Genomic DNA, 24,846 nt, shown 5'->3' with positions numbered 1-24,846 from the left:
CGCCCCGTCACGAGGCCTCTGTCGTAAGGTAATTGCCCCGTACACCGCGCAGAGGGAGCACATCCGTATGCCGATCCCACTCGGACTTGGCCTTCCGCAGATGAAGCAGTACGACATCGGCCGCGACGTGGCCGACGTGGCGCGAGCTGCGGAAGCAGTCGGGTACGCGAGCCTGTGGGTGTTCGAGCGGGTCCTGTTCCCCGAACCCGCCACCCAGGGGCTGTACGGAGTCCCGGGACGCGCCTGGCCCGAGCAGTACCGGAGCGTCGCCGACCCGTTGATCACGCTGACACTGGCCGCCGCGGCCACCGAGCGCGCCCGGCTCGGCACCAGTGTGCTGATCGCGCCCCTGCACGTTCCCTTCCAGCTGGCCCGTTCGCTCGCCTCGCTCGACGCCGCCAGCGGTGGCCGGGTGGTCGCGGGTCTGGGAACCGGCTGGTCCCTGGACGAGTACGCAGCCGCTTCCGTCGCTCCCTTCGAGAAGCGCGGCGCGGTCCTGGACGAGCTGCTGGACGTGTGCGCGGCCGTCTGGGGGCCGGACCCCGTCTCGTACCAGGGGATCTGACGACGATCGCGCCGTCCGAAGTGGGGCCCAAGCCCGCTCGTCCCATCCCCGTGTTCCTGCCGGCGAGCAGCCCCCGGGCCACGCGCCGTCTGGTCGACCGGGCCGACGGCTGGATGCCCGTCGCCATGGGCGCGGCGCAGCTGTCCGAGCAGTGGCAGCGGGTGCAGGAGCTCGCCGCCGAGCGCGGGCGTACCCGGCCGGTCGACGCCTGTGCCCGGGCCAACGCGCGGTACACCGCCAAGCCCGTCGAGGGTCAGCAACGGCAGCCGTTCCACGGCAATGTCGCACAGATCGTCGAGGATCTGGTGGCACACTCCGGCACGGGGGTTCCTGAGATCATGCTGGATCTCCAGGGCACCACGCGCGACGCCACCGAACTGATCGACGTGGCGACCGAGGTGTACGAGGCCGCACGAGCGGCGGGGGTCTGAGCCGGTGTCGTAGCCAGTCGGTCACGGCAGCCCGTCGCCAGTGGCCGAGCAAGTCGTCGGCGACGCAGGTGCGCGGGCGCGGCTCGGAGGCGTACCGGTCGAGCCCGTCCGCGGCCGCACCAGTAGGTTCTCGGGGTCAGCATCACGACGCCGCCGACGGAGGACTGTGACCGATGGACGACCGCACATCGCTGGCCGAACGCTTCGAGGAGGACCGGGGTCATCTGAAGGCGGTGGCGTACCGGATGCTGGGTTCGGCGAGCGAGGCCGAGGACGCCCTTCAGGAGTCCTGGCTGCGGGCCGCCCAGGCCGACACCAGCGGCGTGGAGAACCTCACCGGGTGGCTGACAACGGTGGTGGGACGGGTCTGTCTGAACATCCTCCGCACCCGTCGCACTCGGCGTGAGGATCCGCTCGACGCGTATGACGTGCGGGCGCGCGGCACCGGTGAGGGGGACGATCCCGAACAGGAGGCCCTGCTCGCCGACTCCGTCGGGCTGGCTCTGCTGGTGGTGCTCGACTCGCTGGCGCCGGCGGAGCGTCTCGCCTTCGTGCTGCACGACATGTTCGCCGTACCGTTCGACGAGATCGGCCCCATGCTCGACCGTTCCCCGACCGCCGCCCGGCAGCTCGCGAGCCGTGCTCGCCGCCGGGTCAAGGGGCGCACCGTCCTGCCCGATGCGGATCTGGCGCGGCGACGACGGGTCGTTGAAGCCTTCCTGGCTGCGTCCCGGGGCGGGGACTTCGATGCACTGGTCGCGCTTCTCCATCCGGACGTGGTGCTGCACGCCGACCGCTCGGTCGTACCCACTCCCGAACCCGTCGTGGTCCGTGGTGCCCACACCGTGGCGAGGGGTGCGATGGCGGCCACCGGCCGGGCGCTCTTCACCGGGGTCGCCCTGGTGGACGGAGCCGTTGCGCTCGCGATGGCGCCTTTGGGGCGGCTGCGCCTCGTTCTCGGTTTCACGATCGTGGACGGTCTGGTCACCGACATCGATGTGGTCGCCGACCCGGATCGCCTCATCGGGTTCGAAGTCGGTTTTCTCGACAGCTGATTGACGGGTCACCACGGAATGGCAGCGCGGACATGGGGGTCGAACCCGCCCCGGCAGACCGCCCGGAATCAGGGGCGTAGCGACTGCGGAAACGGGCCCGCGCCGCCGTGCGGCGGGCCCGTGGGGGTTCGTTCGCCCGGCGGGTGCGGCGCTGTACGCCTGACCTTGCGCGGTCGCTCCCACGCACCCGTCAGGCATTCCTCAAAACCCCGCTGACCTGGCCTTTCATCCGGTTCGGACCTATCGTTCCCGTATCGGGAAAGGGGGTCCGGATGGACCGGAACATACGAACCGTGGACGACGTGATGAAGCTCCTCGACGGCCTGTTCGCACCGGGTGCCGACCGCTGGACGGCGGACGGGGCCTCCTGGTGGGACGGCTTCTACGCGGACCGTTCGAGGCCCGTGCCGTTCTTCGTGTCGAAGCCCGACGAGAACCTCGCCTCGTTGGTCGACCGGGGGCTGATCAAGCCGGGCCGTGCACTCGACCTGGGCTGTGGTCCCGGCCGCAACGCGATCTACTTGGCGTCCATGGGGTTCGAGGTGGACGCCGTCGATCTGTCGCCGACAGCGATCAGTTGGGCCGAGGACCGGGCCACGGACGCGGGTGTCGAGGTCCGGTTCCGTTGCGGCGATGCCTTCGACCTCCCCACCGGCGAGCCGGACCGCCCGTACGACCTGATCTACGACTCCGGCTGCTTCCACCATCTGCCGCCGCACCGACGCGTCAGCTATCGCTCGCTGCTCGACCGGGCCCTCGCACCGGGCGGCCACCTCGCCCTCACCTGCTTCGCGACCGGCGCGATGGGCTCGGAGCTGAACGACGCCGACTTCTACGAGCAGTCCCGCCTCCACGGGGGACTCGCCTACACGCCGGAGTCGTTGCGCTGGATCTTCTCCGACCTCGCCGAGATCGAGCTGCGCCGCATGCGGGACGAACCGGCCGAGTCACCGCTCTTCGGCGAGCCCTTCCTGTGGACCGCCCTCTTCCGGGCGCGGGGGCGGTAGAGGGTCCGAGAAGGCCGGAGGGGGCTCCCCCGCTGGAGGCGGCGCTCTGCGGCGGGCGCAGAGCGCCGGCCGTCAGTCCTGCAGTGCCGCGAGTTCGCGCACCGTCGCCATGTCGCTGAACGGGATGAGCTGTTCGCCGACGATCTGGTACGGCTCGCTGCCCTTGCCCGCCACCAGCACGATGTCGTCGGGTCCCGCGGCCGACAGGGCGAAGGCGATCGCCGAGCGCCGGTCCGCGTGGCGTTCGAACGGGGTTCCCGTGCCCTGGAGACCGGGCGCGATCTGGTCCATGATCGCTTCGGGGTCCTCGTTCCTGGGGTTGTCCGAGGTCAGGACGCACAGGTCGGAGCGGGTCCCGGCGATCTCGCCCATCTGGGCCCGCTTCGTGACGTCCCGGTCTCCCCCGCAGCCGAAGACGGTGATGACCCGGCCCTTCGAGAAGTCCCGGACGGCGCTGAGCACCTTGTCCAGGGAGTCCGGGGAGTGGGCGTAGTCCACGATCACCGCGGTGCCGCGCGGGGTCTCGAAGCGTTCGAGCCGGCCGGGGACGGGAGGCATCCGGTCGAGTGCGGCCACCAGCCCGGCGAGGTCGTGGCCCAGGAGGTGGCAGGCCGCCACGGAGGCCAGGGCGTTGGACACGGAGAACCGGCCGGGTACCGGGATCGCCGCGGGGTACTTGCTGCCCTCGTGGTGGAGGGTGAAGCGGGTACCGAAGGCGTTCATGCTCAGGTCCGTGGCACGGTAGTCGGCTTCGGCGTCGATGCCGTACGTGGTGACCATGCCAGGCATCGTGGGGGCGATGGCGGCGCCGACCGGGTCGTCCGCGTTGACCACGGCGTTGCGGCACAGCCCCTGGAAGAGGCGGAGCTTGGCGTCGCGGTAGTTCTCCATGGTGCCGTGGTCGTCCAGGTGGTCCTGCGTGAGGTTGGTGAAGATGCCCACGTCGAGGAAGGCGCGGTCCACCCTGTGGTGCAACAGCCCCATCGAGGTGGCTTCGAGGACGACCGTGCCGACCTCGTGGTCGCGCATGTGTGCCAGGAGGTACTGGAAATCCGGGGACTCCGGCGTGGTCAGAACGGAGCGGGGCATCGGAATGAGTTCGTCACCGATCCTGCTGCCGGCGGTGCCGATCACTCCGACTCTCGCGCCCTCGGCGATCCGCAGCACGGATTCCACCATGTAGGAGACGGAGGTCTTCCCGTTGGTGCCGGTGACGGCCACCATGTCCATGTTCCGGCCGGGCTCTCCGTAGTAGCGGGAGGTGACGACCGCGGCTGCTGTGCGGGTGTCCGCCACCCGCACCACGCACGCGCCGGCGGCCGAAGCCTGCATCTCCGCCAGGAGGTCCGGTACCTCGCTGTCCACGAGTACGGCCACGGCGCCGCGTGCCAGTGCCGGGATGACGGCCTCGGGGCCGCCTTCACGGTGACCGGGTACGGCGATGTAGAGCGAACCCGGTGTCACGCGGTGGGCGTCGAAGCACGCTCCGGCGGTGATCGGGGTCTCCGGATCACCGAGGAGGACCTCGTGATCGTGCCCGGCCAGCAACTCCCTCAGTTTCATGCAGGGTCCTCTCGAGAATGCGGCTCGGCCCCCGTCGGGCGCCGTGGGGTTGCCGACGGCGCGCCGCGGGAGCTGCGCATGGTGTGGGGTGCTGCGGAGTGCGCAGCGAAAGCGGTGGAAGAGCTCCGGTGGCGGAGCGGGAGAGCGCGGCCGGGATCGCGGATACGTCGCGGCGTGGCCGGGTGTGGTGGGTCCTGGTCAGCCGTGACCGTGCAGGGCGCGGCAGCGCGCCTGAGGGGCGGCGGGGCCCAGCAGGTGAGGCGCCCGTCCCAGGCACTCCCTCACCGCATCTGTGTGACCCATGGTTGGAGTGTACGTCCCACGGACCGTGCCTGATCCCGGTCGTCGTCGCGGCCGGGAGCGGGGGGTGGTCCTGGTGGGGGCGCGAGTGGGGCGTGCCCGGCCGCGCGGGGCCGGCCGGAGCGGCGGGTGGCATGCGAAGGGCCTGTCGCGCGGAAGCGGTGTGCTCCGCCGCGACAGGCCCTCGTAGCCGGTCGGGGATGGTCAGGCCGTGTGGAGCGTCAGTCCGAACCGGTTCAGGATTTCGTTGATCGGCTGGTGCCAGGTCTCGCCACCCGTGCTGCAGTTGCCCCAGCCGCCCGAGGTGACTCCCTGTGCCTGGTCGCCACTGATGAACGAACCGCCCGAGTCGCCCGGCTCGGCGCACACGCTCGTCTTGGTCATCTGGTAGACCGCGCCCTGGCTGTAGTTCACCGTCTCATTGGTGGCCAGCACGTTGCCGCAGTGCCAGTGGGAGGTGGAGCCGGAGCGGCAGATCGAGGCGCCGACGGGGGCTTCGGCGGAGCCGCGTACCAGCTGGTCGGAGACGGTGCCCCAGCCGAGGACCACGGGAACGGTCCACCATCCGTTGCCCACGCTGACCCAGGCGTAGTCGTCGCCGGGGAAGGACGACCCCTGGAAGCTGCCGATGGCGGAGCCGTCCCACCCGCTGACGGACGCGCCCGCCTGGCCGCAGTGCCCGGCGGTGACGAAGCCGCCGTTCACGGAGAAGCCGATGGAGCACCGCACGTTCCCCGTGTAGTACGGGTCGCCGCCCACGGTCCCGGCGGCGAAGGTCTGCGGTGCCTGGCCGGTCTGCTCGACGACGACGGGGCCGGCCGCGCGGGCCCGCTCGACGAACTTGCGGACATCGTTGTCAGTCCGCGCCGACGAGACCACGTTCACGACGACCTTGTTGGCCTCGGGGTCGACGTGCCAGCTGCTGACCCCGGCGGGTGCGTCGAACGTGTCGATGCGTTCCTTGACTGCGTCGAGCCGTCGCGCCGTGTGGCTCACCAGGCGGACGGCGGCGCCGGTCGCCCGTACGGCGGCTGCCTGCTTCTCGCTGGTGACGGCGACCGTGAGGCCGCCCGTCGACGCGTCGAACCAGGCGCCTCCGTATGCCGCTCCGGCGGCGCGTTTCGCCTTTCCCTGTATCGCGGTCGCTGTCTTCTCCGCGGAGAGTCTGGCCCTGGCCTGACTTTCCGTCAGCCCGAAGTCCTTCTGCATGGCGGCCAGCAGTCCGGCGGATGCCTGCGGGGCTCGGGAAGCGGAGCCGGAAGCGGTGGCGGGAGCGTCGGCGGCGGAGGCGGCGGGGAAGCCCGCACCCGCCCAGGCTCCCACGAGGAGTACGGCGGACAAAGCGGTTCTCAGAGCTGTGATGCGTCTCAAGGCATTGGCCCTTCTGTTGTTCCGGCAGCGTGGGGGAGGAACAGCAGGCGTCCGGGAGACGTCTCGCCTGAGAGCGCTCTCAGAGTGTGCCGTTCCGGACTGTAGCCCAGAGTTGTTTGCAGGTCCATGCCAATGCATGGGTGCTCGGACAGTTCACCGGATGAGTAGGCCTACTCATCCGGTGCGCCCGAACTCGCTCTACCGTCAGACCAGATGGACGGGTGCGGCGCCAGGGCACGCGAGCTCGGCATGATCCGGACGAGAAGCCCCAGGAGAGCGCACATGAACAGAACTTCGGGAACGCGCAGAGGCGGAGCCGGGCTGGCCGGTGCGCTGGTGTGCTCGGTCGCGCTCCTGCTCAGTGGCTGCGGGACACTGAGCACGAAGGAGGACCACAGGTTCGCCGAGAAGCTGGCCGAGGAGCACTATCCCGGAGTGCTTGAGGTGATCGAGGCGCACAAGCTCTTCCCGCAGGCGGGCGGCTCGGAGATCACCTTCTCGGTTGCCGACGACCCTGACGCCGTGGTCCGGATCCGCGTCGACGCCGAAGCCGGTACGTGCAACACGCATGCCTGCCACAAGGTTCTCGACGACGCGGTCGCGAAGGGGCGGTCGGAGGCGGCCCGCCTGCGCATCCTCACCGGGACGTTCAAGAGCTGCGGCTACGAGGTGATCGGGGTCGAGCCTTCGTCCGGCGCCCCATGGATCGTGGCGTCACCCACCAACGTGACCGTGACCCGCGTACTCGCGGACATCGGCTCATGCGTCCGGCGCTGGGTGGAGGCGGACGGGCGGACCGGCCGCCCCGCGCAGGCGGGCGGAGCTTCGGTGAACCTGGCCTCCCCCGCGGTCACCCGACGCCTGCCGGCTGGCAGCAGGTCGCAGCCAACGGCGATGCGTCTGAGCCGGACACCCCTCCTGGCCGCCCTGCAGTCGCATCCCTATTACGTCGCGAGCTACTCCGCACCGCAGGGGCGCATCGACCCGACGGGCAGCGCCCGGATCGTGCGGCCCTTCGAAGCAGGGCAGAAGTTCGGGGCGACCGTCCGGCGCGCCGTGCGGGCGCAGCTCCGCACCTCGCACCCGGACGTGCAGGTGAGCGAGTACCAGGGGGTGTGGACGCTGGAACCGGGCACGGTCGACCGGCTCACCGGGTACGTCCTGTACTGCGAGCGGCCGGACGGGGACAAGCGGTGCCTGGGTGACCGGGCGGTGGTGGTGACGACAGACGTGCGGGGCGATCCGGTGGGCAAGGCGCGGCCGGTCGGCAAGGTGCGGGAGGGCCGGGGACCGCTGCGGCTGCCGCCCCTGTGAGGCTTCCGCCCTCGGCCCGTCCGGCGGGCGCGTCGCGTCAGGGCCGCAGGGGCCGGTATCCGAAATCCCGCCACAGGGTGCGGAGCGCGGCGCTGTCCGCCCAGAGAGCGGGGCCCGGGGCCCTGGTGGTGTCCGACGTCTCCCAGGTCCGGACCGGGCCTCCGGCAGGACCGAGCGGCTCCCAGCCCGGGTCGCCGGTGGCCGCGAATCCGGCCCAGGCGGCGGTCATCCGGGCCGAGAGATGACGGTCCGCGGCCGTCGGCGGGCCGCCGATCAGGAAGTGGATGCTCTCCTCGTCGAGGTTTCCGAAGGCGAAGGGGACGTCCGCGCAGTGCCAGGCGTAGGTCACCGGGTCCGGTCCGCCCCGCTGCCTGGCGAAGCGCGACAGGTACGTGCGTCCGCCGGCCCCCGCATGGGCTTCGGCGAGCCGGCTGCTGTACTCGCCGAACATCAGGTCCCCGTACACGGCGAGGTGGACGTCGCCCACGGGGGCGTCGGGCATCAGCCCGCGGTATCCCTTCGTCACCATGTCCGGGAGCCCGAAGTCCTCGGCGAAACGGCTGAGTTGTTCCTCGCCGGTGACCTTCGCACTGCTGCCGACAGCATCCAGCAGCCAGTACTCCTGAGTGGTGTGGCAGACGAGCAGATCCGTGCCGGCGGCGAGCGCGACGAGCGGGTCGGCGCGCAGGACGCCGCCGTCGACGACCGGGCCGTAGAGGACCGGGTCCCAGTGGTGGCGTCCGGAATCGGGGTCCTGCCGGTATCCGTCCACCACGGCGTCGGACGCTCGCACGAGGGTCTGCGGCGACGCGGATGCCAGTCCGGCGGGGGTCGCGGGGACCGCGGCCGCCGCGGCCACCTTCGCCATGAGGTGCGCCGCGAGTTCGGGCGAGTAGCAGGGCCCGACCGCGCTGTGCGCCATCGCGCGCCGGAACAGCCCGTGTGCGCCGTCCATGGTCATCAGGCAGGCCACCGATGTCGCTCCGGAGGACTGCCCGGCCACAGTGACATTGTCCGGGTCGCCGCCGAAGGCGGCGATGTTCTCACGTACCCATTCCAGGGCGGCGACCTGGTCGAGCAGCCCGCGGTTGGGCGGGTACGGGTCCTCGCCGTCGGCCGGTACGTGGCCGAAGCCCTCGAACCCGAGGCGGTAGTTGAGGGTGACCACGACCAGGCCGGCGCGGGCCAGGGCGGAGCCGTCGAAGTCCGGCTGGGCGCCGGAGCCGAAGGTGTAGGCACCGCCGTGGATCCAGACGAGCACCGGCAGCGCGCGGCCGGTGGCGCCGTTTCCGCCTTGCGGGGTCCAGACGTTGAGGCTGAGGACGTCCTCGTCGCCGGGTGACCAGCACGGCGCGCCCGGCAGCTCGGCCGACTGCGGCGGCACGGGCCCGAAGTCCACGCAGTCGCGAACGCCCGTCCAGGAGCCGCGGGGGCGCGGCGCCCGGAACCGGTTCACACCGAACGGCGGCTCGGCATAGGGGATGCCGAGGACGGCGACGACGCCCCGGGCCGCACCGCGTCCGCGCACCTGCCCGCATGTCGTATCGAAGACACTCGTCAACGCTTCTCTGCCGCCCTTCACTCGCCGCCCCGGCCGGGCACGCTGATCAGGATGACAGAGCGCACAGCCGTGGCGCGAGCGAAATGATCACGCACGCAAGTGGGTGGGTCAGCGCGTCGAGAAGGCGTGCAGGGTCGTGGACCGGTAGGTCTCACCGGGCCGGAGCACGGTGGAGGGGAAGGCCGGCTGGTTGGGTGAGTCGGGGAAGTGCTGGGCCTCCAGGCAGAGGGCGTCGCCCTGCCGGTAGAGCCGGCCGGTGGTGCCGGTGAGCGTGCCGTCGAGGAAGTTGCCGGTGTAGAACTGCATGCCGGGTTCGGTGGTGTACATCTTCATCACCCGCCCGGATTCCGGGTGGGTGACGGTGAGCGCGTACCCGGGCCGGGCCGTGAGGCCTTTGTCGAGGACGTAGTTGTGGTCGATGCCCTTCGCGAACCCGACCTGCTCGTGCGCGGTCCGGGCCGGCGCGCCGATGGTCCTGGCGCGGCGGAAGTCGAACGGCGTGCGGGCCACTGCGGCCAGTTCACCGGTCGGGATGAGTGTGGGGCCGACCGGGGTGTACCGAGCCGCGGCCAGCTCCAGGAGATGGCCGTCGATGCTGCCGCTCCCCTCCCCCGCCAGGTTGAAGTAGGTGTGGCTGGTGAGGTTGATGACGGTGGCCCGGTCCGTGGTGGCTTCGTAGTCGATGCGCCATTCGCCGCGCGGGGTCAGGGTGTAGGTGACACGGACGGCCAGGTTTCCCGGGTAGCCGGCCTCGCCGTCGGGACTGGTGCGGCTGAGGATCAGGCCGGTGGCGGCGCCTCGGGTGAACGGCTCGACGTCCCAGATCCGTTTGTCGAAGCCGCGGTCGCCGCCGTGCAGGCTGTTGGGGCCGTCGTTGACGGGCAGTTGGTGGGTGGTGCCGTCGAGAGTGAACCGTCCGTTCGCGATGCGGTTGCCGTAGCGGCCGATGAGCCCGCCGAAGTAGGGCGACTTGGCGACGTAGTCGTCGAGGTTGTCGAAGCCCAGGGCGACATTGGCCGGCCTGCCGTGCCGGTCGGCCGTCTCCAGGGAGTGGATGACGCCGCCGTACGAGAGAACCTTGAGGGTGGTCCCTCCGTTGGAGACGGTCCAGCGGTGCACCCGGGTGCCGTCGGCCAGCCGGCCGAAGGGCTCCTTGACGGGCCTGCTGCCGGATGCGCCGTGTCCGTGGGCGGATGCGTGGGCGGTGCCGGCTGCGGCGGCGGTGACACCGGCGGCGGCCGCGGCGGTCAGGACGGTGCGTCTGGTGGTGCTGGGCATGGGTGACTCCTTGGAGGGACGGGGGAGTTACGAGCCGACCTTGCGCTTGTTGTAGACGTCGAAGCCGACGGCGGCGAGCAGCACGAAGCCCTTGATGACCTGCTGGAAGTCGGTGCCGATGCCCACGAGCGACATGCCGTTGTTGAGTACGCCGAGCACGAGCCCGCCGATGACGGCGCCGAAGACCGTGCCGACGCCGCCGCTCATGGAGGCGCCGCCGATGAACGCGGCGGCGATGGCCTCCAGTTCGAAGTTGGTGCCGGCCTGAGGTACCCCGGCACCGAGGCGGGCCGCGTAGACGGCGCCGGCGAGCGCGGCGAGTACGCCCATGTTCACGAAGACGAAGAACGTGACGCGCTGGTCCTTGACGCCGGAGAGCTTCGCGGCGTCGCGGTTGCCGCCGAGCGCGTACACATGGCGGCCGACAACGGCGTTGCGCATCACGTAGCCGAAGCCGATCAGCAGTGCGGCGAGCAGCAGGAGCACGACGGGGACACCGCGGTAGCTGGCCAGGGTCATGGTGAACGCGAGTACTGCCGCGGCCATGGCCAGGCACTTGGCGAGGAAGAGGTTCCGGGGCAGCACGTCGAGTTCGTACCTCTGCTGGCGGCGCCGGTCGCGGACCTCCTGGAGCAGGGCGAAGACCAGCAGCGCGAGGCCCAGCAGCAGGGTGAGGTTGTGGTAGTTGGTCGGCGGTCCGACCTCAGGTAGGTATCCGGTGGAGATCTTCTGGAAGCCGTCGGGGATCGGGCCGAGCGAGCGGCTGCCCAGGAGTATCTGCGTACCGCCGCGGAACAGGAGCATTCCGGCCAGTGTCACGATGAACGAGGGGATGCCGACGTACGCGATCCAGAAGCCCTGCCAGGCACCCGCGACCGCTCCCAGGAGCAGGCCGAGAACGAGGGCGAGCACCCAGGGGACGTCGTGCTCGACCATCATGACGGCGCAGGCGGCGGAGACGAAGGCGGCCAGCGAGCCCACCGACAGGTCGATGTGCCCGGCGATGATGACGATCATCATTCCGATGGCGAGGACCAGGATGTAGCTGTTCTGCAGGACGAGGTTGGTGACGTTGTTCGGCTTGAGCAGGACGCCGTCGGTCCATATCCCGAAGAGGACGACGATCAGCCCGAGGGCGATGAGCATTCCGTACTGGCGCATGTTGCGGCGGGCCGCGTCCAGCAGGAGTGCGCCGGTGGTCAAGGGCGCGGCGGGGGCCGCCTTGGCGGCGCGCTGCGGGGTGTCGGTGGTGGCCTGGGGCATTTCCTGCTACCTCTTGTCGCTGGTCATATGGCGCATGAGGACCTCCTGGGTGGCCTGTGCGCGCGGGACTTCGCCGGTGAGCCGGCCGGCCGACATGGTGTAGATGCGGTCGCACATGCCGAGGAGTTCGGGGAGTTCGGAGGAGATGAGCACGACGGCCTTGCCCTGGGCGGCGAGCCGGTCGATGACGGTGTAGATCTCGTACTTCGCGCCGACGTCAATCCCCCGGGTGGGTTCGTCGAGGATGAGGACGTCCGGACCCGCGAAGATCCATTTACTGAGGACGACCTTCTGCTGGTTGCCGCCGGAGAGCCGGCCGACCTGCTCGAAGACGGTGGGGGCCTTGATGTTCATGGAGGTGCGGTACGACTCGGCGACCCGGGTCTCCTCGTGCTCGTCGACGATCCCGCGCCGCGACACCTTGCCCAGGGCGCCGAGGGTTACGTTGCGGCCGATGGTGTCGATGAGGTTGAGGCCGTACCGCTTGCGGTCCTCGGTGACGTAGGCGATCTTGTGGCGGACCGCCTCGGAGACGGTGCGGGTCCGGATCTCCTTGCCGTCCTTGAGGACGGTGCCGCTGATGTTGCGCCCGTAGCTGCGGCCGAAGACGCTCATGGCGAGTTCGGTACGGCCGGCGCCCATCAGTCCGGCGATTCCGACGATCTCGCCGCGCGCGGCCCGGACGGAGACGCGGTCCACGACCTTGCGGTGCTGGTCGATGGGATGGTGGACGGTCCAGTCGCGGATCTCCAGTGCGGGATGTGCTCCCGGCTCCCCCTGGTACGGGGTGCGTTCGGGGAAGCGGCTGTCCAGGTCGCGGCCGACCATGCCGCGGATGATGCGGGACTCGGTGGTCGATTCGGCGTGCACATCGAGGGTTTCGACGGTTCGGCCGTCGCGCAGGACGGTGACCGAGTCGGCGACCGCGGCGATCTCGCCGAGCTTGTGCGAGATGATGATCGACGAGATGCCCTGACTCTTCAGTTCCCTGATGAGCGCGATGAGCTGGGCGCTGTCCTCGTCGTTGAGGGCGGCGGTCGGTTCGTCGAGGATCAGGAGCTCGACCTTCTTGGACAGCGCCTTGGCTATTTCGACGAGCTGCTGCTTGCCGACCCCGATGTCCGCGATCCTGGTCTGCGGGTTCTCCCGCAGACCGACGCGGTCGAGGAGGGCCGCGGCGTGCCGCAGGGTCTCGTTCCAGCTGATGAAACCGCGGGGGGCGTGCTCGTTGCCGAGGAAGATGTTCTCCGCGATGGAGAGGTACGGCACCAGGGCGAGTTCCTGGTGGATGATCACGATGCCGTGGGACTCGCTGGCCCGGATGTCCTTGAAGGCGCAGTTCTCGCCCCGGAACCGGATCTCGCCCTCGTAACTGCCGTGCGGATGCACTCCGCTGAGGACCTTCATCAGAGTCGACTTCCCGGCGCCGTTCTCCCCGCAGATGGCGTGCACCTCACCCTGGGCGACGGTCAGGGAGACGTCGGAGAGTGCTTTGACGCCGGGGAACGTCTTGACGATGGACCGCATCTCCAGGATCGGCGCCGGCACGGTCACCGGGTCCTTCGCCGGCGCTGTCATCGGAGGTCGCTCTCCTTGATGTAGCCGGAATCGACCAGCTGGGCGCGGTAGTTGCTCTTGTCGACGCTCACCGGGTCGAGCAGGAAGGACGGCACGACCTTCTTCTCGTTGTCGTAAGTCTTGGTGTCGTTGACCTCGGGCTTCTTGCCCTTGAGTACGGCGTCCGCCATCTGGACCGCCTGCTTGGCCAGGGCGCGGGTGTCCTTGTAGACGGTCTGGGTCTGCTGCCCCGCGATGATCGACTTCACGGAGGCGACCTCGGCGTCCTGGCCGGTGACGACGGGATACGGCTTGGAGCCGGTGCCGTACCCGTCCGATTTCAGGGACGAGATGACGCCGATGGAGATGCCGTCGTACGGGGAGAGCACCGCGTCGACCTCGGCGGAGGAATAGGCGCTGGTCAGCAGGTCGTCCATGCGCTTCTGGGCGGTACCGCCGTCCCAGCGCAACGTGGTGATCTGGTCGAGCTTCGTCTGCTTGCTGCGGACGACGAGCTGCTTCTTGTCGATGTACGGCTTGAGTGTTTTCCAGGCGCCTTGGAAGAAGTAGCGCGTGTTGTTGTCGTCCGGTGATCCGGCGAACAGCTCGATGTTGAACGGCCCCTTCTCGGCCCCGCTCTTCAGTCCGAGCTTGTCGAGGATGTATCCGGCCTGGAGTTCGCCGACCTTCTCGTTGTCGAAGGAGGCGTAGTAGTCGACGTCCGGGCTGCCGAGGATGAGGCGGTCGTAGGAGATGACCCTGATGCCCTGCTCCCCCGCCTGACGCAGTACGTCGCTGAGGGCACGGCCGTCGATGGCCGCGACGACGAGCACGTCCACGCCCTTGGTGATCATGTTCTCGATCTGGGAGACCTGCTGGTCGACGTCGTCCTCGCCGTACTGGAGGTTCGTCTTGTAGCCGAGCTTCTTGAACTCGGCGGCCATGTTCCTGCCGTCGGCTATCCAGCGTTCGGACGACTTGGTCGGCATCGCGATGCCGATGGTGGAACCCTTGCCGCCCGCCTTCTTCTCCTTGCTGCCGCCTTCGCCGCTCTGTCCGCAGGCGGCGAGGGTGACGGAGAGGGTGAGGGCGGTGAGGACCGTTGCGGTCCGTGCGGCGCGCTGGACGGTACGTGAGGTGCGCATGGTCGATCCTCCGGGTGCGAGGGCAACGGCTGGGCGGGCCGGGATGCCCCTCATCGATTGTTCGGTATTTCGGACGTAGTTCGGTTAACGGGGCACGGAAGGACTGCCCGCGAGGCGTTCGATATTTCGTCACTCGTTCGAAATGCTGGCGTGACCGTAGTGAGAGGCCGGGGAGGGTGTCAATGGTTCGCGCAGGCACGGTCGCCGCAGCATCTGGCGGGCGGCCATTTCCGGCCGTACGATCCCGACGCGTCGTGGCCGGAGCGAGGCGGTCGACGCGGCTCCGGCGCGGCGCCTCAGCGGGCCTGGCTGATCGCGGTGCGGAGCATCGCCACGGTGGTCGCCGCCGCCGCGCGTTCCGCCTCGTCGCTCGTGGCACGCACCCGCTCCTCCAGCAGCACGACGGCCGCCTGGAGCACCCCGACACGCACCGGCACGCTCTGCATGGCCGTCAGCACGGCCGCGGCCTGTTCGGCCGGTGTCGCAGTCGCGGCCTGCGGGATGAGGGTGGAGATACCGCGCCCGAGCGCACGGTCACGAGGCGGCTGAGCCGCGGCTGTGGTCACCGCAGAAGTCTGCCGCACCGGGTCCGCCGAATCGGTCAGCGACCTGACCGCGGCACCCCCGCGTCGTCCTGGATGTGGTCGTACACGCGCCTCAACAGGGCCGCCAACTGGGTGCGTTCCGCGCCGGTCAGGGGGTCGAGGAGGTCCTCCTGGACTGCCAGCGCCTCGGCGTGGAGCCGGTCGAGCAGCGCACGGCCCGCCGGGCTGACGGTCACCGTGACGCGACGCCGGTCGGTGGTGTCCCGCGCCCGCTCCACGAGGCCGGCGACGGCCAGGTCGTCCACGATCTTCACGATGTCGCTGCGGTCGACCGCGAGCCGGGCCGCCAACTCCCGTTGCACATGGGGGCCGAAGTCGACCAGCGCCGCCAGCACGGCCATGTGCCACAGGCGCAGACCGCGCTCGGTCAGCCGCTCCGCCAGCCGGCTCCGCGCGACCTTGCCGGTCCTGGACATCAGATAGGTCGTGAAGCCCAGGAGGCTGGGCGGGGTCTCGTTCATCACGTATATCGTAGGGGGTCACCAATGATAGGTGCACACCTACTAATGGAGATGTGATGGACGCGCTCCACACCCGCCTGCTCGTCAGCGGGTTCACCGAATGCTTCCGCTTCTACGATGCCGTGCTGCCCGCGCTGATCGGAGCAGTACGGGCGAGCGGGAGCGAGTCCGGGCCCTACGCCCACTGGGACGTCGAAGGCCAGGGCGTACTGGTGCTGTTCGACCGCGGTGCCATGGCCGCGGTTGCCGGGACGGCACAGCTCCCCGCCGGGGCCGCGCCCTCGCAGGACCGGTCGATGTTCGTCTGCCGGGTCGCGGACGTGGATGCCGGGCTGGCGCACTGCCTGGCTCACGGCGCTGTTCCGGTCGCCGGAGTGTGCGACCGCCCGGAGTGGGGTCCCGGGCTCCGCACCGCCCATGTGCGGGACCCCGAGGGTCATCTGATCGAATTGCAGTCCTACTGACCGGAGCGCGACGTCCGGGCGACGGGGCGGTGGCCGTCCTGCGCGGCTCCCCGTCCGGCACGCGGTCGCAGTGGACCAAGGCCTCTCGTTCGGAGCACGCCGTCACCGCACCTCGCGGCGTACCGGCCGCTACCCCCCTGCCCAGGTGTGCATCGCGGCCCGCGAGGAGAAGTCCGCGACATCCTTGTCGAGAGGGCTGTCGGTGTACTGATGGATGCGCCACGAGGCCTTGATGCGGGGCTTGCCGGCGGTGACGTAGTCGGCGATCCACAGACCGTCGCCGGCGTACGAGGTGGTGTCGTGGTTCAGCCAGAAATAGCGGTTGCAGTACAGCAGGACCCGGTGGTGCGGGCGCAGCCGTTTGACCTCGCGGATGAAGCGGTCCTTTTCGGCGTTGCTCGCGCGGGTTCCCTCGCCGTTCTGTTCCCAGTCGACGGCGAGCAGCTCCCCCGCCTTCTCCGGCGCCTTGCTCAGGAAGTACTCCGCCTGGGCCGTGATGTTCCCCGGCCACAGGAAGTGGTAGTAGCCGACCACACAGTCCGCGTCCCGTGCGCGCTTCGTCTGCGCGGCCAGATGCGGGTTGACGTACGAGCGGCCCTCGGTGGCCTTGATGAGGACGAAGTCCAGTCCGTCCGTGTCGAAGGACGACTGGTACGAGCTGACATCGACACCGTGCAGCATGGGACCGCCTTCAAGTGGTCTGCGTGATTCCGGTTCCTCGTCTGTCAGATGCCCGCGAGCCGGGGGTCTCATCCGTCCGGGTGGCAGGGGAATCGTTTTGCCGCCACCCGGAATAGCGACTGCCGGGAGTGAGTTGGTGAACCGGCGAGACCCACTACTCGCACCACAGGCACGATCGGAAGGTCGGATCCATGAAGATCGGCATCATCGGGGCAGGGAACATCGGCGGCAATCTCACCAGGCGCCTCACCGCGCTCGGCCATGACGTGTCCGTCGCCAACTCACGCGGTCCCGAAACGCTCTCCGCACTGGCGGAGGAGACCGGCGCCCACGCGGTCACCGCGGCGGATGCGGCGCGCGGCGCCCAGGTCGTGGTCGTCACCGTTCCGCTGAAGGCCGTTCCGGCACTGGCCGCCGGATTCCTGGACGGCGCCGCGGAGGGGGCCGTGGTCATCGACACCGGCAACTACTACCCGCAGCAGCGTGACGGCCGTATCGCCGCCATCGAGGACGGGCTGCCGGAGAGCCGCTGGACGGAGGGCCAGATCGGCCACCCCGTCATCAAGGCCTTCAACGGGACGTACGCGCAGGACATCCTCTCCAACGGCACGCCCGCGGGCACCGCGGACCGCCAGGCGCTGCCGGTGGCCGGTGACGACGCGGCCGCCAAGCAGACGGTCCGCGACCTGATCGACGAGCTGGGCTTCGACACCGTGGACGCGGGCGGACTCGACACGTCGTGGCGCCAGCAGCCGGGCACGCCGGTGTACGGCAACCGGGGTGATGTCGCGGCCATCGAGAAGGCCCTGGACTCGGCTTCCGCCGAGCGGACCGCCGAGTGGCGGGCCTGAGAGCGGCCGGCGCTCACGCGTGAGGGAGGCGCGGGCCTCCCCCACGCGTGAGCCGGACCGCCTGTCCTGCGGCCGCGGGCGCCTCAGCCGGCCGCCCCCGGTGCTCCGGCCGGCCCTCTCCCCAGCGGGCAGGCCGGCCGGGGGGCGTCGGGCGCGGTGAGGGCCAGGGCCGGGAGTGACAGCCGGCTGGTGGGCCGTCGCAGCCGTCCCACCACCACGCCGACGATCTGTTCGGCCAGGAGGGTGGTGCCGGGGCCCGAGGCCACGGGAACATGGGGCGGAGGGCGTAGCCCCCGGGCCGCGATCCGTGCCCCGGGGTGACGGAACGAGCAGGGGCGGGGCCATGCGTAGCTATGCCGGCGTGGTGTTCGGACAGCTCGTCTTCGCCACGATCTGCTGTTTTCCGGTCCCCGTGGCCTTCCTGCTGGCGTACCTGGCCTGGAGCGAGGGTGAGGATTGGGCCTGGATCCCCCTCACCGTCGGGCTGGCCGGCTCGGCCCTGATCCCTGTCATGGCCTTGAGGCTGGCGCGGGCCCGGTTTCCCCGGATCACCCGCAGGGACCGTGTGAACGACGAGGGCGTCCCGTACGGGGAGAGGACCTTCGTGGCGTGGGCTCCGCGCAGTCCGAAAGGCCATGCTCAGGCGCAGTTGGTGCGGGCGGACGTCCTGGAGGCGTCCCTCGTGCGGTACAGCCCCGAGGGCGAGGCTGCCTGGACGACCTACGGAGGCGACTTCACCCCCGACGAGTTCACGCCGCTGGTCCGGCTGAGGCTGCGGGTGCACGCTGCCGAGGAGACCGAAGCGGCGGCCGGCTTCGCGGAGTTCGAGACCACGGGCGAGTGGCGGGTGCCGTCCCTGTGTCTGTCGGCGGTCACAGCAGGCCGCCTGGCCGTCCTCGTCGGACCGGCGCGCCCGGCCGGCCCTGCCGGACAGGCCGGCCGGCGCGATCACCCGGTGGTCACCCCGCTCTGGCCGAGCAGCGCCCTGCTTGCGGGCACGAGGACCTGCCGGGTGGTCGACCTCGAAGGCCGGCTGACCGATGTGACCCGCCGCTCCGGGCGGCTGCTGCGACAGATGCGGATCTCGCGGGCGGCAGGAGGCATCGAGATGGCCGGCGACACGATCGACCTCCGGCGCCTGGACGCACACACGGCCTCGCGGTACGCCGCCGCGGCCGAGCAGGACCGCGTCTCCCCGAGGGCACGGCGCCGGTGACCGAACCCGGCGAGGAGGCCCGGTGGATCGTGGACCAGCTCCCCGGTGAGCCGGCCGCATTCGGCTCCGTCGGCCGACGGTGGTCGCGCCGCGGTGGCGTGCTGGTGCGCGCCCGGTTCCTGGAGATGCGCGCGACGCACACCTTCCAGGACCACGGCCCGGTCCTGGACACCGTCCTGCGCATCCATCCCGCGGACGGCACACCCCCCTTCGAAGCCGCGAGGCGGCTGACGGTGCCGTTGGACTACCTGGCCCTCCTGCACCGAACCAAGGACGTGGTGCTCCAAGCCCACCCCGACGGGGAGTCGTTCGTCATCGACTGGGCCCGCACCAGCCTGCTCGCCGGCACCACCACAGCCAGGGTCATCGCTCCCGACGGCCGGGAGCTCCCCCTGTCCGGAAGCCCGGACGTCATCTGGTCCCTGATGAATCTGCTGGCTTCCCACGGCCTCTCGAACCCGACACCTGTCCTGGACCTCCGCCACCACCGGATGAGCACAGTGGCGGGCACACTGCTGGAAATGGTGCCCGCCGCTCCATGAGGCGTGCCGTGCAACGCGCCGCCCGCCGGACCAGCAGGCGCGCCCTGGAGGCGCCGCCCGCCGGACCCGCGCGCCTCCCCGCCCGGCGTGTCAGTCCTCGAAGCCCGTGCTGCGGCTGACCTTCTCCCAGGTCAGCACCTCGCTCCGGGAAGCGTCGAGGCTGGCCAGGACCGCGTCCGTCGCGTCGTTGCCGAGCGGCAGCCGAAGCGGGGTGTCCTCGGCGGCCAGCGCGGTCAGGATGGCCGCGGCTGCCTTGTCCGGGTCGCCCTCCTGCTTGCCGTCCGAACCGGAGAGGGTGCTTCGGACCGGGCCCACGGTCTCCTCGTAGGCCGGAATCGCCGTGGACTGCCGCAGGGCGCCGCCCCGGCGAAGCCTGTCCGGAACGACCCGGGCTCGACGATCAGCACCTTGATCCCGTGCGGGGCCACCTCCCCGGCGAGCGCCTCGGACAGGCCCTCCAGCGCGAACTTCGTCGCCGAGTAGGCACCCACGCCGGGGAAGGTGAACCGGCCGCCCATGCTGCTCATCTGGACGACGGCACCGGATCCGTTGCGGCGCATGTGCGGCAGAACGGCACGCACCAGCGCGGCGGGTCCGAAGAAGTGCAGGTCCATCAGGTCGCGCAGTTCGCGGTCGCTGGTCTCCTCCACTGCGCCGACCAGCCCCATCCCGGCGTTGTTGACCAGCACGTCGATCCGCCCGTACCAGAGCACGGCGTCCGCGACGACGGCCGCCGTGCGCGCCGTGTCGGTGACGTCGAGCTGAAGGGCGACGGCACGGTCGGGATACGCGGCGACCAGGTCGTCGAGCGCCTCCGGTCTGCGGGCCGTGGCGACGACGGTGTCCCCGGCGGCCAGGGCGGCCGAGGCGATGGCGCGGCCGAATCCGGACGAGGCTCCGGTGATCAGCCAGACACGGCCCTTCGCGTCGCCCCTGGTGGCTGCGCTGTCTTCGGCGTTCATGCGTAACTCCTGCTCCTCAGTGGCTTGTTGCGATGACTCAGTTTTGCCATCCGACTCTCCCGGCGGTCCAAGACATAAGATCACTTGATCGATAAAGGAGGCTTATGATGCCTGCATGGAGCTGCGCCAGCTGCACTACCTCACCGTGATAGCCGAAGAGGAGAACCTCGGGCGGGCCGCCCGGCGGCTGTACGTCAGCCAGCCCGCCCTGTCGTACGCCCTCAAGAGCCTTGAGGGCGAGCTCGGGGTGCGGCTCTTCGACCGGCATTCCGGTGGTGTGTCGGCGACCGCGGCGGGGCGTGACGTGATCGCCGAAGCCCTGCTCACGGTCCGTCAGTCCGAACGCGTGAGAGCCGCGGCCGAGCGGCACGCCCTCGGCCGGACAGGCGTGCTGCGGGTGGGTTTCGAGGCGAGCGGCGCCGGCGAGCTGACCACGCGGGCACGTGCGGAGTTCGCCCGACGCCACCCCGACGTACAGGTGGCACCCAAGCGTTACGACTGGGGCCAGGAGGCCGACGCACTGCGGGACGGCCAGGCCGATGTCGCCTTCGTATGGCTGCCCAACGATCTGACCGGGCTGCACAGCGAGCTGGTGCACACCGAGCCGCGTGTCGTGGGCCTGCCCACCGGCCACGCACTGGCGGCGCGCTCCGGCATCGCGGTGCTGGAGGTGGGCGACGAGCCGCTGTTGTGGACGCGGCGGGCACGGCGGGAGTGGGTGGACTGGTGGGCGGTCAACCCCAGGCCGGACGGTTCGAGTCCGAAGTGGGGGCCGACCAACGACAACGTCGAGGAGATGCTGGAGCAGGTGGCCGGGGGATCCGCCATCTGCTTCGCTCCCCTGAGCATGGCCAGGTACTACGCGCGCCCCGACCTCTGCTGGGTCCCGCTGACCGATGTGGAGCCGCTGCGGGTGGTACTCGCCTGGGCGGACGGCCGGGACACGGCGCTGGTGCGGGGCTTCGTCGGCGTGGTACGGGAACTCGCCGCCGCAATCGCGCCGTTGGCGGGATGACCCCGTCCCGCAATTTGCGGAGCCGGCGGAGCTCCAGGCAGGATCCGGTCCATGGTTTCGGTAGTGCAGAACGTGGCGATCGACTGTGTGGACGCCTATCAGCTGGCTCGATTCTGGAGCGAGGTGCTCGGCTGTCCGCTGCATCCGGAGGACGGACCGGGTGAGCTGGAGACTGAGGTGATGCTGCCGGAGGGCCCGCGGCTGCACTTCAACCAGGTGCCGGAACCGAAGACGGTCAAGAGCCGGCTCCACCTTTGCCTGCGCCCCGAGACCTCGCGCGAGGAGGAGGTCGAGCGGCTGCTGAACCTCGGAGCCACCCTCGTCGCCGACCGCCGGGAACCCGACGGTGCCGGCTGGGCCGTCCTTGCGGACCCTGAGGGCAATGAATTCTGTGTTCTCCTCAGCGAGACCGACCGCGCGGCGATGTCTTCCTGAGACTCACACGCTGACGGTCCGGGCAGCTGGTCACGGCCACTCGTTGAAGGCCGCGACCAGCACTCTTCCGTGATAGCGGACGGCAAGCTTGTCGTACCTCGGGGCCACGGCCCGATGGTGAGGGAGACCTGGTCAGAAAAGCTCCAGCAGTTCCGTCAATGTCGCGATGGACGGGACGGGAGCAGCGTCCGGGAGCAGGGGGTCCCGGTGGATCGCACGCCCCGCATAACCGAGGTCGATGGCCGCTTGAACCAGGTCGGGATCGTCGTCGATGAACAGGCATTGCTCGGGGGCAGGCCAAGCGCCGTGCTCGCGTGGTGGTACATGCGCGGATCCGGCTTGTTGCAGCCCAGCTCGGCGGAGATTGCGTACGCCTCGAAGTAGTGGTGGATGCCCAGTGCCGCGTGCAGGCCGGGCAGGTCGGGCCAGGCGTCGGAGACCACGGCCATCCGCACCTGCCGCCGGCTCAGCTCCTCCAGGGTCTTCAGCACGTCCGGGTACAGTTCCAGCACTCTCTCCACGGGGACTTCACGACGCAGCTCGGCCAGCAGCTGCGAGGTGGCCTCCGTCCCGAGGTTGCGTAACACCACACGGTGGTAGTCGTCGTAGTCGGGGGTCGAGGACAAGGCGGCGAAGAACTGGTCTCCAGCGGCGATCGCCTCGGCGAACCGGTCTTCCGTGATCGACGGATCGTGAGCGAGGACGGTCTCCTCGAAGTCCGCGCGCGGGTTCCACCGGCCTCCGATCGGACGCATCAACACGCCACCGGAGTCGAAGAGAACGGCCTGGACATCAGCGGAAGCGGGAGTTCGTCTCGTCATCTGTCCAGTCTCACGGTTGCTGGACCGTCCTGTCGATTCACATAATCCGGCCGGATCTGCCCAAGCAGCCCCGGACGCGGCGCACTTCGCCATCCCCACGCCACGAATTCACGTTCAGCAGCCGGTGAGTTCCTGCGTTCCTATGACGGCCAGGAGCGCGAGGCGTTCGGCGTCCTGACTGTCGGGTTCGGCTGTGTAGATCATGATGCGCAGGTCACTGCCCGCGACGCTGAGTACGTCGCAGTCCAGGGTGAGTGCGCCGACACGAGGGTGGTCGATGGTCTTGCGTGCGGACTGATGGCGGCCGGCGCCACCGGCTTCCCAGAGTTCTTCGAACTCGGCGCTCTTGGAGCGTAGTTGGGAGATGAGATGCTGCAGTCGCTGATCTGCCGGATAGCGGCCGGCCGTTCTGCGCAGGTCGGCGACCTGGGCGGCGCGCAGTGCGTCCCGCGATTCGGGGGTGTGGCGTACGCGCGGGGCGGTCCCGAGGAAATTGCGCCAGACGGCGTTGAGGTCGTCGCCGTGCCATTCCCCCATCAGCGCTGCGTACAGGGGGTTCGCCAGCAGTTGGGTCCACGCGGCGTCGAAGACCGCCACGGGTGTGCCGGTGAGCCGGTCGAGCATCCGCTGGACACCAGGGGTGACGTACGCCGGGATCGTCTCAGGGCCCGGGGGGACCAGCCCGGCGAGCTGGAAGAGGTCGGCGCGTCCGTTGCTGGTGAGGCGCAGCGCGCGGGCGAGGGCTTCGACGACCTGTGCGGAGGGGTTGGCGGCCCGGCCCTGTTCGAGGCGGGTGACGTAGTCGACGGAGATTCCGGCGAGCTGCGCAAGCTCCTCGCGCCGCAGGCCCGGCGCGCGCCGATGGCCGCCTGCCGGAAGCCCCGCCGCCTCGGGTGGGACCTGGTCGCGCCGACGCCGCAGGGCGGCCCCGAGTTCTGTGGTTGCCATGCCGGACAGTGTGGCTTATGAGCAGGAACGCGTGCCTGGTATTGATAGTCCTAGGAAGGGGCGTCTACTACCTGTTCCTACGTTTTGTGTCCATTGTGGAGGCATGGCAGCAGCAGGAATCCCTCACCCCCGCAGTGGGCTGGATCGGTCTGGGCATCTGGGCTACCAGGGTCTGCCGATGGCGAGGGCCGTCGCAGAAGCCGGTTTCCCTCTGCACGCCTGGGCCCGACGGCCCATATCGCTGGACGGGCTGAACGGCGTGCCGCACGTCCGCCACGACCACATCGGGGATCTCCCCCTCGCGAGCGACATCGTCGCAGTGTGCGTCGGCACCGATGACGACGTGCTGCGCCTGGCCGAGCAGTTGCCGGCGGGGCTGCGTCCGGGGTCGAGGCCATTGCGCGGGGCGGGCACCGACTCCTGCGCCGTCACCGCGCGGGGGCTGACCGGCGCCCACCGGCTGCCCGAACTCCTGGAGCACCTCGCCTCCTGACACCCGCACCCCCTTCGGGCTCCGCGCGAGCCGCACCCCCAGCCGCCCCCGTACGACCGACAAGGAACTGAGCTCATGAGCAATCTCGCACTCGTCACCGGTGCCACCTCCGGCATCGGCAAGGCATTCGCCGAGCGCCTCGCCGCCGACGGCTACGACCTGGTGATCGTCGGCCGCCGGCAGGAGCGCCTGGAGGAGTTCGCCGCCGCCCACCCGAGGTCGGGGTCCGCCCCGTGGTGGCCGACCTGTCAAGCGATGAAGGCATCGACACCGTCGCGCGGATCGCCGCGACGGAGCCGCTGACGCTGTTGGTGAACAACGCGGGCGTGTCCCACTACATGCCGCTGGCCGACCTGCCCGCGGACAAGGCCCGGGAGCTGGTCAACGTCAAGGTCCTCGCCCCGACCCTGATCACCCGTGCCGCCGTGGCAGGCATGCAGGAACGCGGCCGGGGCGCCCTCGTGAACGTCGCCGGCATGATCGCCTTCAGCGGTCCCGCCCCGCACTCCCAGATGCCCCGCCGCGCCGTCTACGCAGGCACCCTCGCCCACCTCGTCGCCATGTCCCAGGCCCTCAGCGCCGAGCTCGAAGGCACCGGTGTGAAGGTCCAGGTCGTCTGCCCCGGCATCGTGGCCACGGAGTTCCACGAGCGCCAGGGCCTCGACATGAGCGTCGTGCCCCGCATGAGCGCCGACGACCTGGTCACCGGCGCGCTGCGCGGTCTGGAGCTCGGCGAGGTGGTGTGCGCCCCCGGCGTCGAGGACGCCGCCCTCCTCGACAACATCTTCGCTGCCGATCTGGCGGCCTTCGGAGGCCAGAGCCCCGAGCTCGCCACCCGCTACCGGGCCGGCTGACGCACGACCCGACGCAGCGAGGGCTCATCGGGCCCCGGGGCGACCGGGGTCCGGGCCGTTCGGCGCGACGAACATCGCGGGGCGGACT

General features: G+C 70.2%; 24 protein-coding genes and 3 pseudogenes. 13 read left to right on the top strand and 14 right to left on the bottom strand.

Translation table 11 applies throughout. From position 1 onward, the window contains the following. The first annotated feature begins 67 nt into the window (after positions 1-67). From LNW71_RS33230 to LNW71_RS33220, 3 genes and pseudogenes are all read left to right on the top strand, one after another. Positions 68-996 (top strand): annotated as a pseudogene (locus LNW71_RS33230) (LLM class F420-dependent oxidoreductase). A 173-nt stretch (positions 997-1,169) separates the two neighbouring features. Further along, positions 1,170-2,051: a sigma-70 family RNA polymerase sigma factor gene (locus tag LNW71_RS33225; protein ID WP_250971567.1), complete on the top strand. Its 882-nt coding sequence runs from the start codon at positions 1,170-1,172 to the stop codon at positions 2,049-2,051. 272 nt (positions 2,052-2,323) lie between these two features. Next, positions 2,324-3,058 (top strand): class I SAM-dependent methyltransferase, encoded by a 735-nt coding sequence (locus LNW71_RS33220; protein ID WP_250971566.1) that lies wholly within the window; start codon positions 2,324-2,326, stop codon positions 3,056-3,058. A gap of 72 nt (positions 3,059-3,130) precedes the next feature. Here the strand turns inward: LNW71_RS33220 and LNW71_RS33215 are convergent, their stop codons facing one another. Together LNW71_RS33215 and LNW71_RS33210 are read right to left on the bottom strand one after the other, a co-directional pair. Beyond that, positions 3,131-4,621, bottom strand: coding sequence for a UDP-N-acetylmuramoyl-L-alanyl-D-glutamate--2,6-diaminopimelate ligase (locus tag LNW71_RS33215; protein WP_250971565.1), 1,491 nt, complete (start codon positions 4,619-4,621; stop codon positions 3,131-3,133). A 504-nt stretch (positions 4,622-5,125) separates the two neighbouring features. Beyond that, entirely contained in the window at positions 5,126-6,292 is a 1,167-nt protein-coding gene (locus LNW71_RS33210; RefSeq protein WP_250971564.1) for a S1 family peptidase, read from the bottom strand. 282 nt (positions 6,293-6,574) lie between these two features. On the opposite strand from LNW71_RS33210, the gene LNW71_RS33205 reads away from it, so the two are divergent. Next, positions 6,575-7,606, top strand: a complete 1,032-nt coding sequence (locus LNW71_RS33205; protein WP_250971563.1) for an SCO7460 family lipoprotein — start codon at positions 6,575-6,577, stop codon at positions 7,604-7,606. A 37-nt stretch (positions 7,607-7,643) separates the two neighbouring features. Here LNW71_RS33205 and LNW71_RS33200 read toward each other — a convergent pair whose 3' ends face one another. The 7 genes from LNW71_RS33200 to LNW71_RS33170 form a co-directional block, all read right to left on the bottom strand. Next, positions 7,644-9,134 carry a carboxylesterase family protein gene (locus LNW71_RS33200; protein ID WP_250971562.1) on the bottom strand — a complete coding sequence of 497 codons (1,491 nt, stop codon included), beginning with the start codon at positions 9,132-9,134 and terminating at the stop codon, positions 7,644-7,646. 141 nt (positions 9,135-9,275) lie between these two features. Next, on the bottom strand, positions 9,276-10,445 hold the full coding sequence (locus LNW71_RS33195) for an aldose epimerase family protein (protein WP_250971561.1): 1,170 nt from the start codon (positions 10,443-10,445) through the stop codon (positions 9,276-9,278). Positions 10,446-10,472: 27 nt separating this feature from the next. Then, complete coding sequence (mmsB, locus tag LNW71_RS33190) at positions 10,473-11,708, bottom strand: multiple monosaccharide ABC transporter permease (RefSeq protein WP_250971560.1); 1,236 nt, start codon at positions 11,706-11,708, stop codon at positions 10,473-10,475. A 6-nt stretch (positions 11,709-11,714) separates the two neighbouring features. After that, on the bottom strand, positions 11,715-13,286 hold the full coding sequence (gene mmsA / locus LNW71_RS33185) for a multiple monosaccharide ABC transporter ATP-binding protein (RefSeq protein ID WP_285802239.1): 1,572 nt from the start codon (positions 13,284-13,286) through the stop codon (positions 11,715-11,717). Next, entirely contained in the window at positions 13,283-14,410 is a 1,128-nt protein-coding gene (gene chvE / locus LNW71_RS33180) for a multiple monosaccharide ABC transporter substrate-binding protein (protein WP_250971559.1), read from the bottom strand. Before chvE ends, mmsA begins: the two co-directional genes overlap by 4 nt. A 296-nt stretch (positions 14,411-14,706) precedes the next feature. After that, on the bottom strand, positions 14,707-14,976 hold the full coding sequence (locus LNW71_RS33175) for a hypothetical protein (protein ID WP_250971558.1): 270 nt from the start codon (positions 14,974-14,976) through the stop codon (positions 14,707-14,709). Between the two features lie 35 nt (positions 14,977-15,011). Continuing rightward, on the bottom strand, positions 15,012-15,476 hold the full coding sequence (locus LNW71_RS33170) for a MarR family winged helix-turn-helix transcriptional regulator (RefSeq protein ID WP_250971557.1): 465 nt from the start codon (positions 15,474-15,476) through the stop codon (positions 15,012-15,014). A gap of 56 nt (positions 15,477-15,532) precedes the next feature. Here LNW71_RS33170 and LNW71_RS33165 point away from each other — a divergent pair, with 56 nt between their 5' ends. Next, the gene (locus tag LNW71_RS33165) at positions 15,533-15,940 is read left to right on the top strand and encodes a VOC family protein (protein ID WP_250971556.1); all 408 of its coding nucleotides are present in this window, start codon (positions 15,533-15,535) and stop codon (positions 15,938-15,940) included. Between the two features lie 129 nt (positions 15,941-16,069). On the opposite strand, the gene LNW71_RS33160 is transcribed toward LNW71_RS33165, so the two are convergent. Then, entirely contained in the window at positions 16,070-16,621 is a 552-nt protein-coding gene (locus LNW71_RS33160; protein ID WP_250971555.1) for a glycoside hydrolase family 25 protein, read from the bottom strand. A gap of 173 nt (positions 16,622-16,794) precedes the next feature. Here LNW71_RS33160 and LNW71_RS33155 point away from each other — a divergent pair. After that, a pseudogene (locus tag LNW71_RS33155) lies at positions 16,795-17,472 on the top strand (NADPH-dependent F420 reductase); the annotation flags it as partial. Positions 17,473-17,555: 83 nt separating this feature from the next. On the opposite strand, the gene LNW71_RS33150 reads toward LNW71_RS33155, so the two are convergent. Continuing rightward, positions 17,556-17,738, bottom strand: a complete 183-nt coding sequence (locus LNW71_RS33150; protein WP_250971553.1) for a hypothetical protein — start codon at positions 17,736-17,738, stop codon at positions 17,556-17,558. Between the two features lie 77 nt (positions 17,739-17,815). On the opposite strand from LNW71_RS33150, the gene LNW71_RS33145 reads away from it, so the two are divergent. Together LNW71_RS33145 and LNW71_RS33140 are read left to right on the top strand one after the other, a co-directional pair. Further along, complete coding sequence (locus LNW71_RS33145) at positions 17,816-18,688, top strand: hypothetical protein (protein WP_250971552.1); 873 nt, start codon at positions 17,816-17,818, stop codon at positions 18,686-18,688. Beyond that, a complete protein-coding gene (locus tag LNW71_RS33140) occupies positions 18,685-19,230 on the top strand; it encodes a hypothetical protein (RefSeq protein ID WP_250971551.1) in 546 nt (181 codons plus the stop codon). The genes LNW71_RS33145 and LNW71_RS33140 overlap by 4 nt, the downstream gene beginning before the upstream one ends. Positions 19,231-19,320: 90 nt before the next feature. On the opposite strand, the pseudogene LNW71_RS33135 reads toward LNW71_RS33140, so the two are convergent. Continuing rightward, positions 19,321-20,192: pseudogene (locus tag LNW71_RS33135) on the bottom strand (oxidoreductase). A 115-nt stretch (positions 20,193-20,307) separates the two neighbouring features. Between LNW71_RS33135 and LNW71_RS33130 the strand changes: the two are divergent. Further along, a complete protein-coding gene (locus tag LNW71_RS33130) occupies positions 20,308-21,207 on the top strand; it encodes a LysR family transcriptional regulator (RefSeq protein WP_250971550.1) in 900 nt (299 codons plus the stop codon). A gap of 51 nt (positions 21,208-21,258) precedes the next feature. Continuing rightward, the gene (locus tag LNW71_RS33125) at positions 21,259-21,642 is read left to right on the top strand and encodes a VOC family protein (protein ID WP_250971549.1); all 384 of its coding nucleotides are present in this window, start codon (positions 21,259-21,261) and stop codon (positions 21,640-21,642) included. A 155-nt stretch (positions 21,643-21,797) separates the two neighbouring features. On the opposite strand, the gene LNW71_RS33120 is transcribed toward LNW71_RS33125, so the two are convergent. Both LNW71_RS33120 and LNW71_RS33115 read right to left on the bottom strand, forming a co-directional pair. Continuing rightward, positions 21,798-22,463: an HAD family hydrolase gene (locus LNW71_RS33120; protein ID WP_250971548.1), complete on the bottom strand. Its 666-nt coding sequence runs from the start codon at positions 22,461-22,463 to the stop codon at positions 21,798-21,800. A gap of 114 nt (positions 22,464-22,577) precedes the next feature. Then, a complete protein-coding gene (locus LNW71_RS33115; protein WP_250971547.1) occupies positions 22,578-23,411 on the bottom strand; it encodes a helix-turn-helix transcriptional regulator in 834 nt (277 codons plus the stop codon). Positions 23,412-23,589: 178 nt separating this feature from the next. Here LNW71_RS33115 and LNW71_RS33110 point away from each other — a divergent pair, with 178 nt between their 5' ends. The 3 genes from LNW71_RS33110 to LNW71_RS33100 all read left to right on the top strand — a co-directional run bounded on the left by LNW71_RS33110 (position 23,590) and on the right by LNW71_RS33100 (position 24,758). Continuing rightward, entirely contained in the window at positions 23,590-23,904 is a 315-nt protein-coding gene (locus tag LNW71_RS33110; RefSeq protein ID WP_250971546.1) for a hypothetical protein, read from the top strand. Positions 23,905-23,979: 75 nt separating this feature from the next. Beyond that, the gene (locus tag LNW71_RS33105) at positions 23,980-24,207 is read left to right on the top strand and encodes an SDR family NAD(P)-dependent oxidoreductase (RefSeq protein WP_250971545.1); all 228 of its coding nucleotides are present in this window, start codon (positions 23,980-23,982) and stop codon (positions 24,205-24,207) included. After that, positions 24,141-24,758 carry an SDR family oxidoreductase gene (locus LNW71_RS33100; protein WP_250971544.1) on the top strand — a complete coding sequence of 206 codons (618 nt, stop codon included), beginning with the start codon at positions 24,141-24,143 and terminating at the stop codon, positions 24,756-24,758. The genes LNW71_RS33105 and LNW71_RS33100 overlap by 67 nt, the downstream gene beginning before the upstream one ends. The last annotated feature ends 88 nt before the right edge of the window (positions 24,759-24,846 follow it).

It is taken from the genome of Streptomyces sp. RKAG290, assembly GCF_023701695.1.
Classification (GTDB): domain Bacteria; phylum Actinomycetota; class Actinomycetes; order Streptomycetales; family Streptomycetaceae; genus Streptomyces.
The sequence above is the reverse complement of the archived record's forward strand: the minus strand, read 5'-3'. Positions and strand labels throughout refer to the sequence as shown.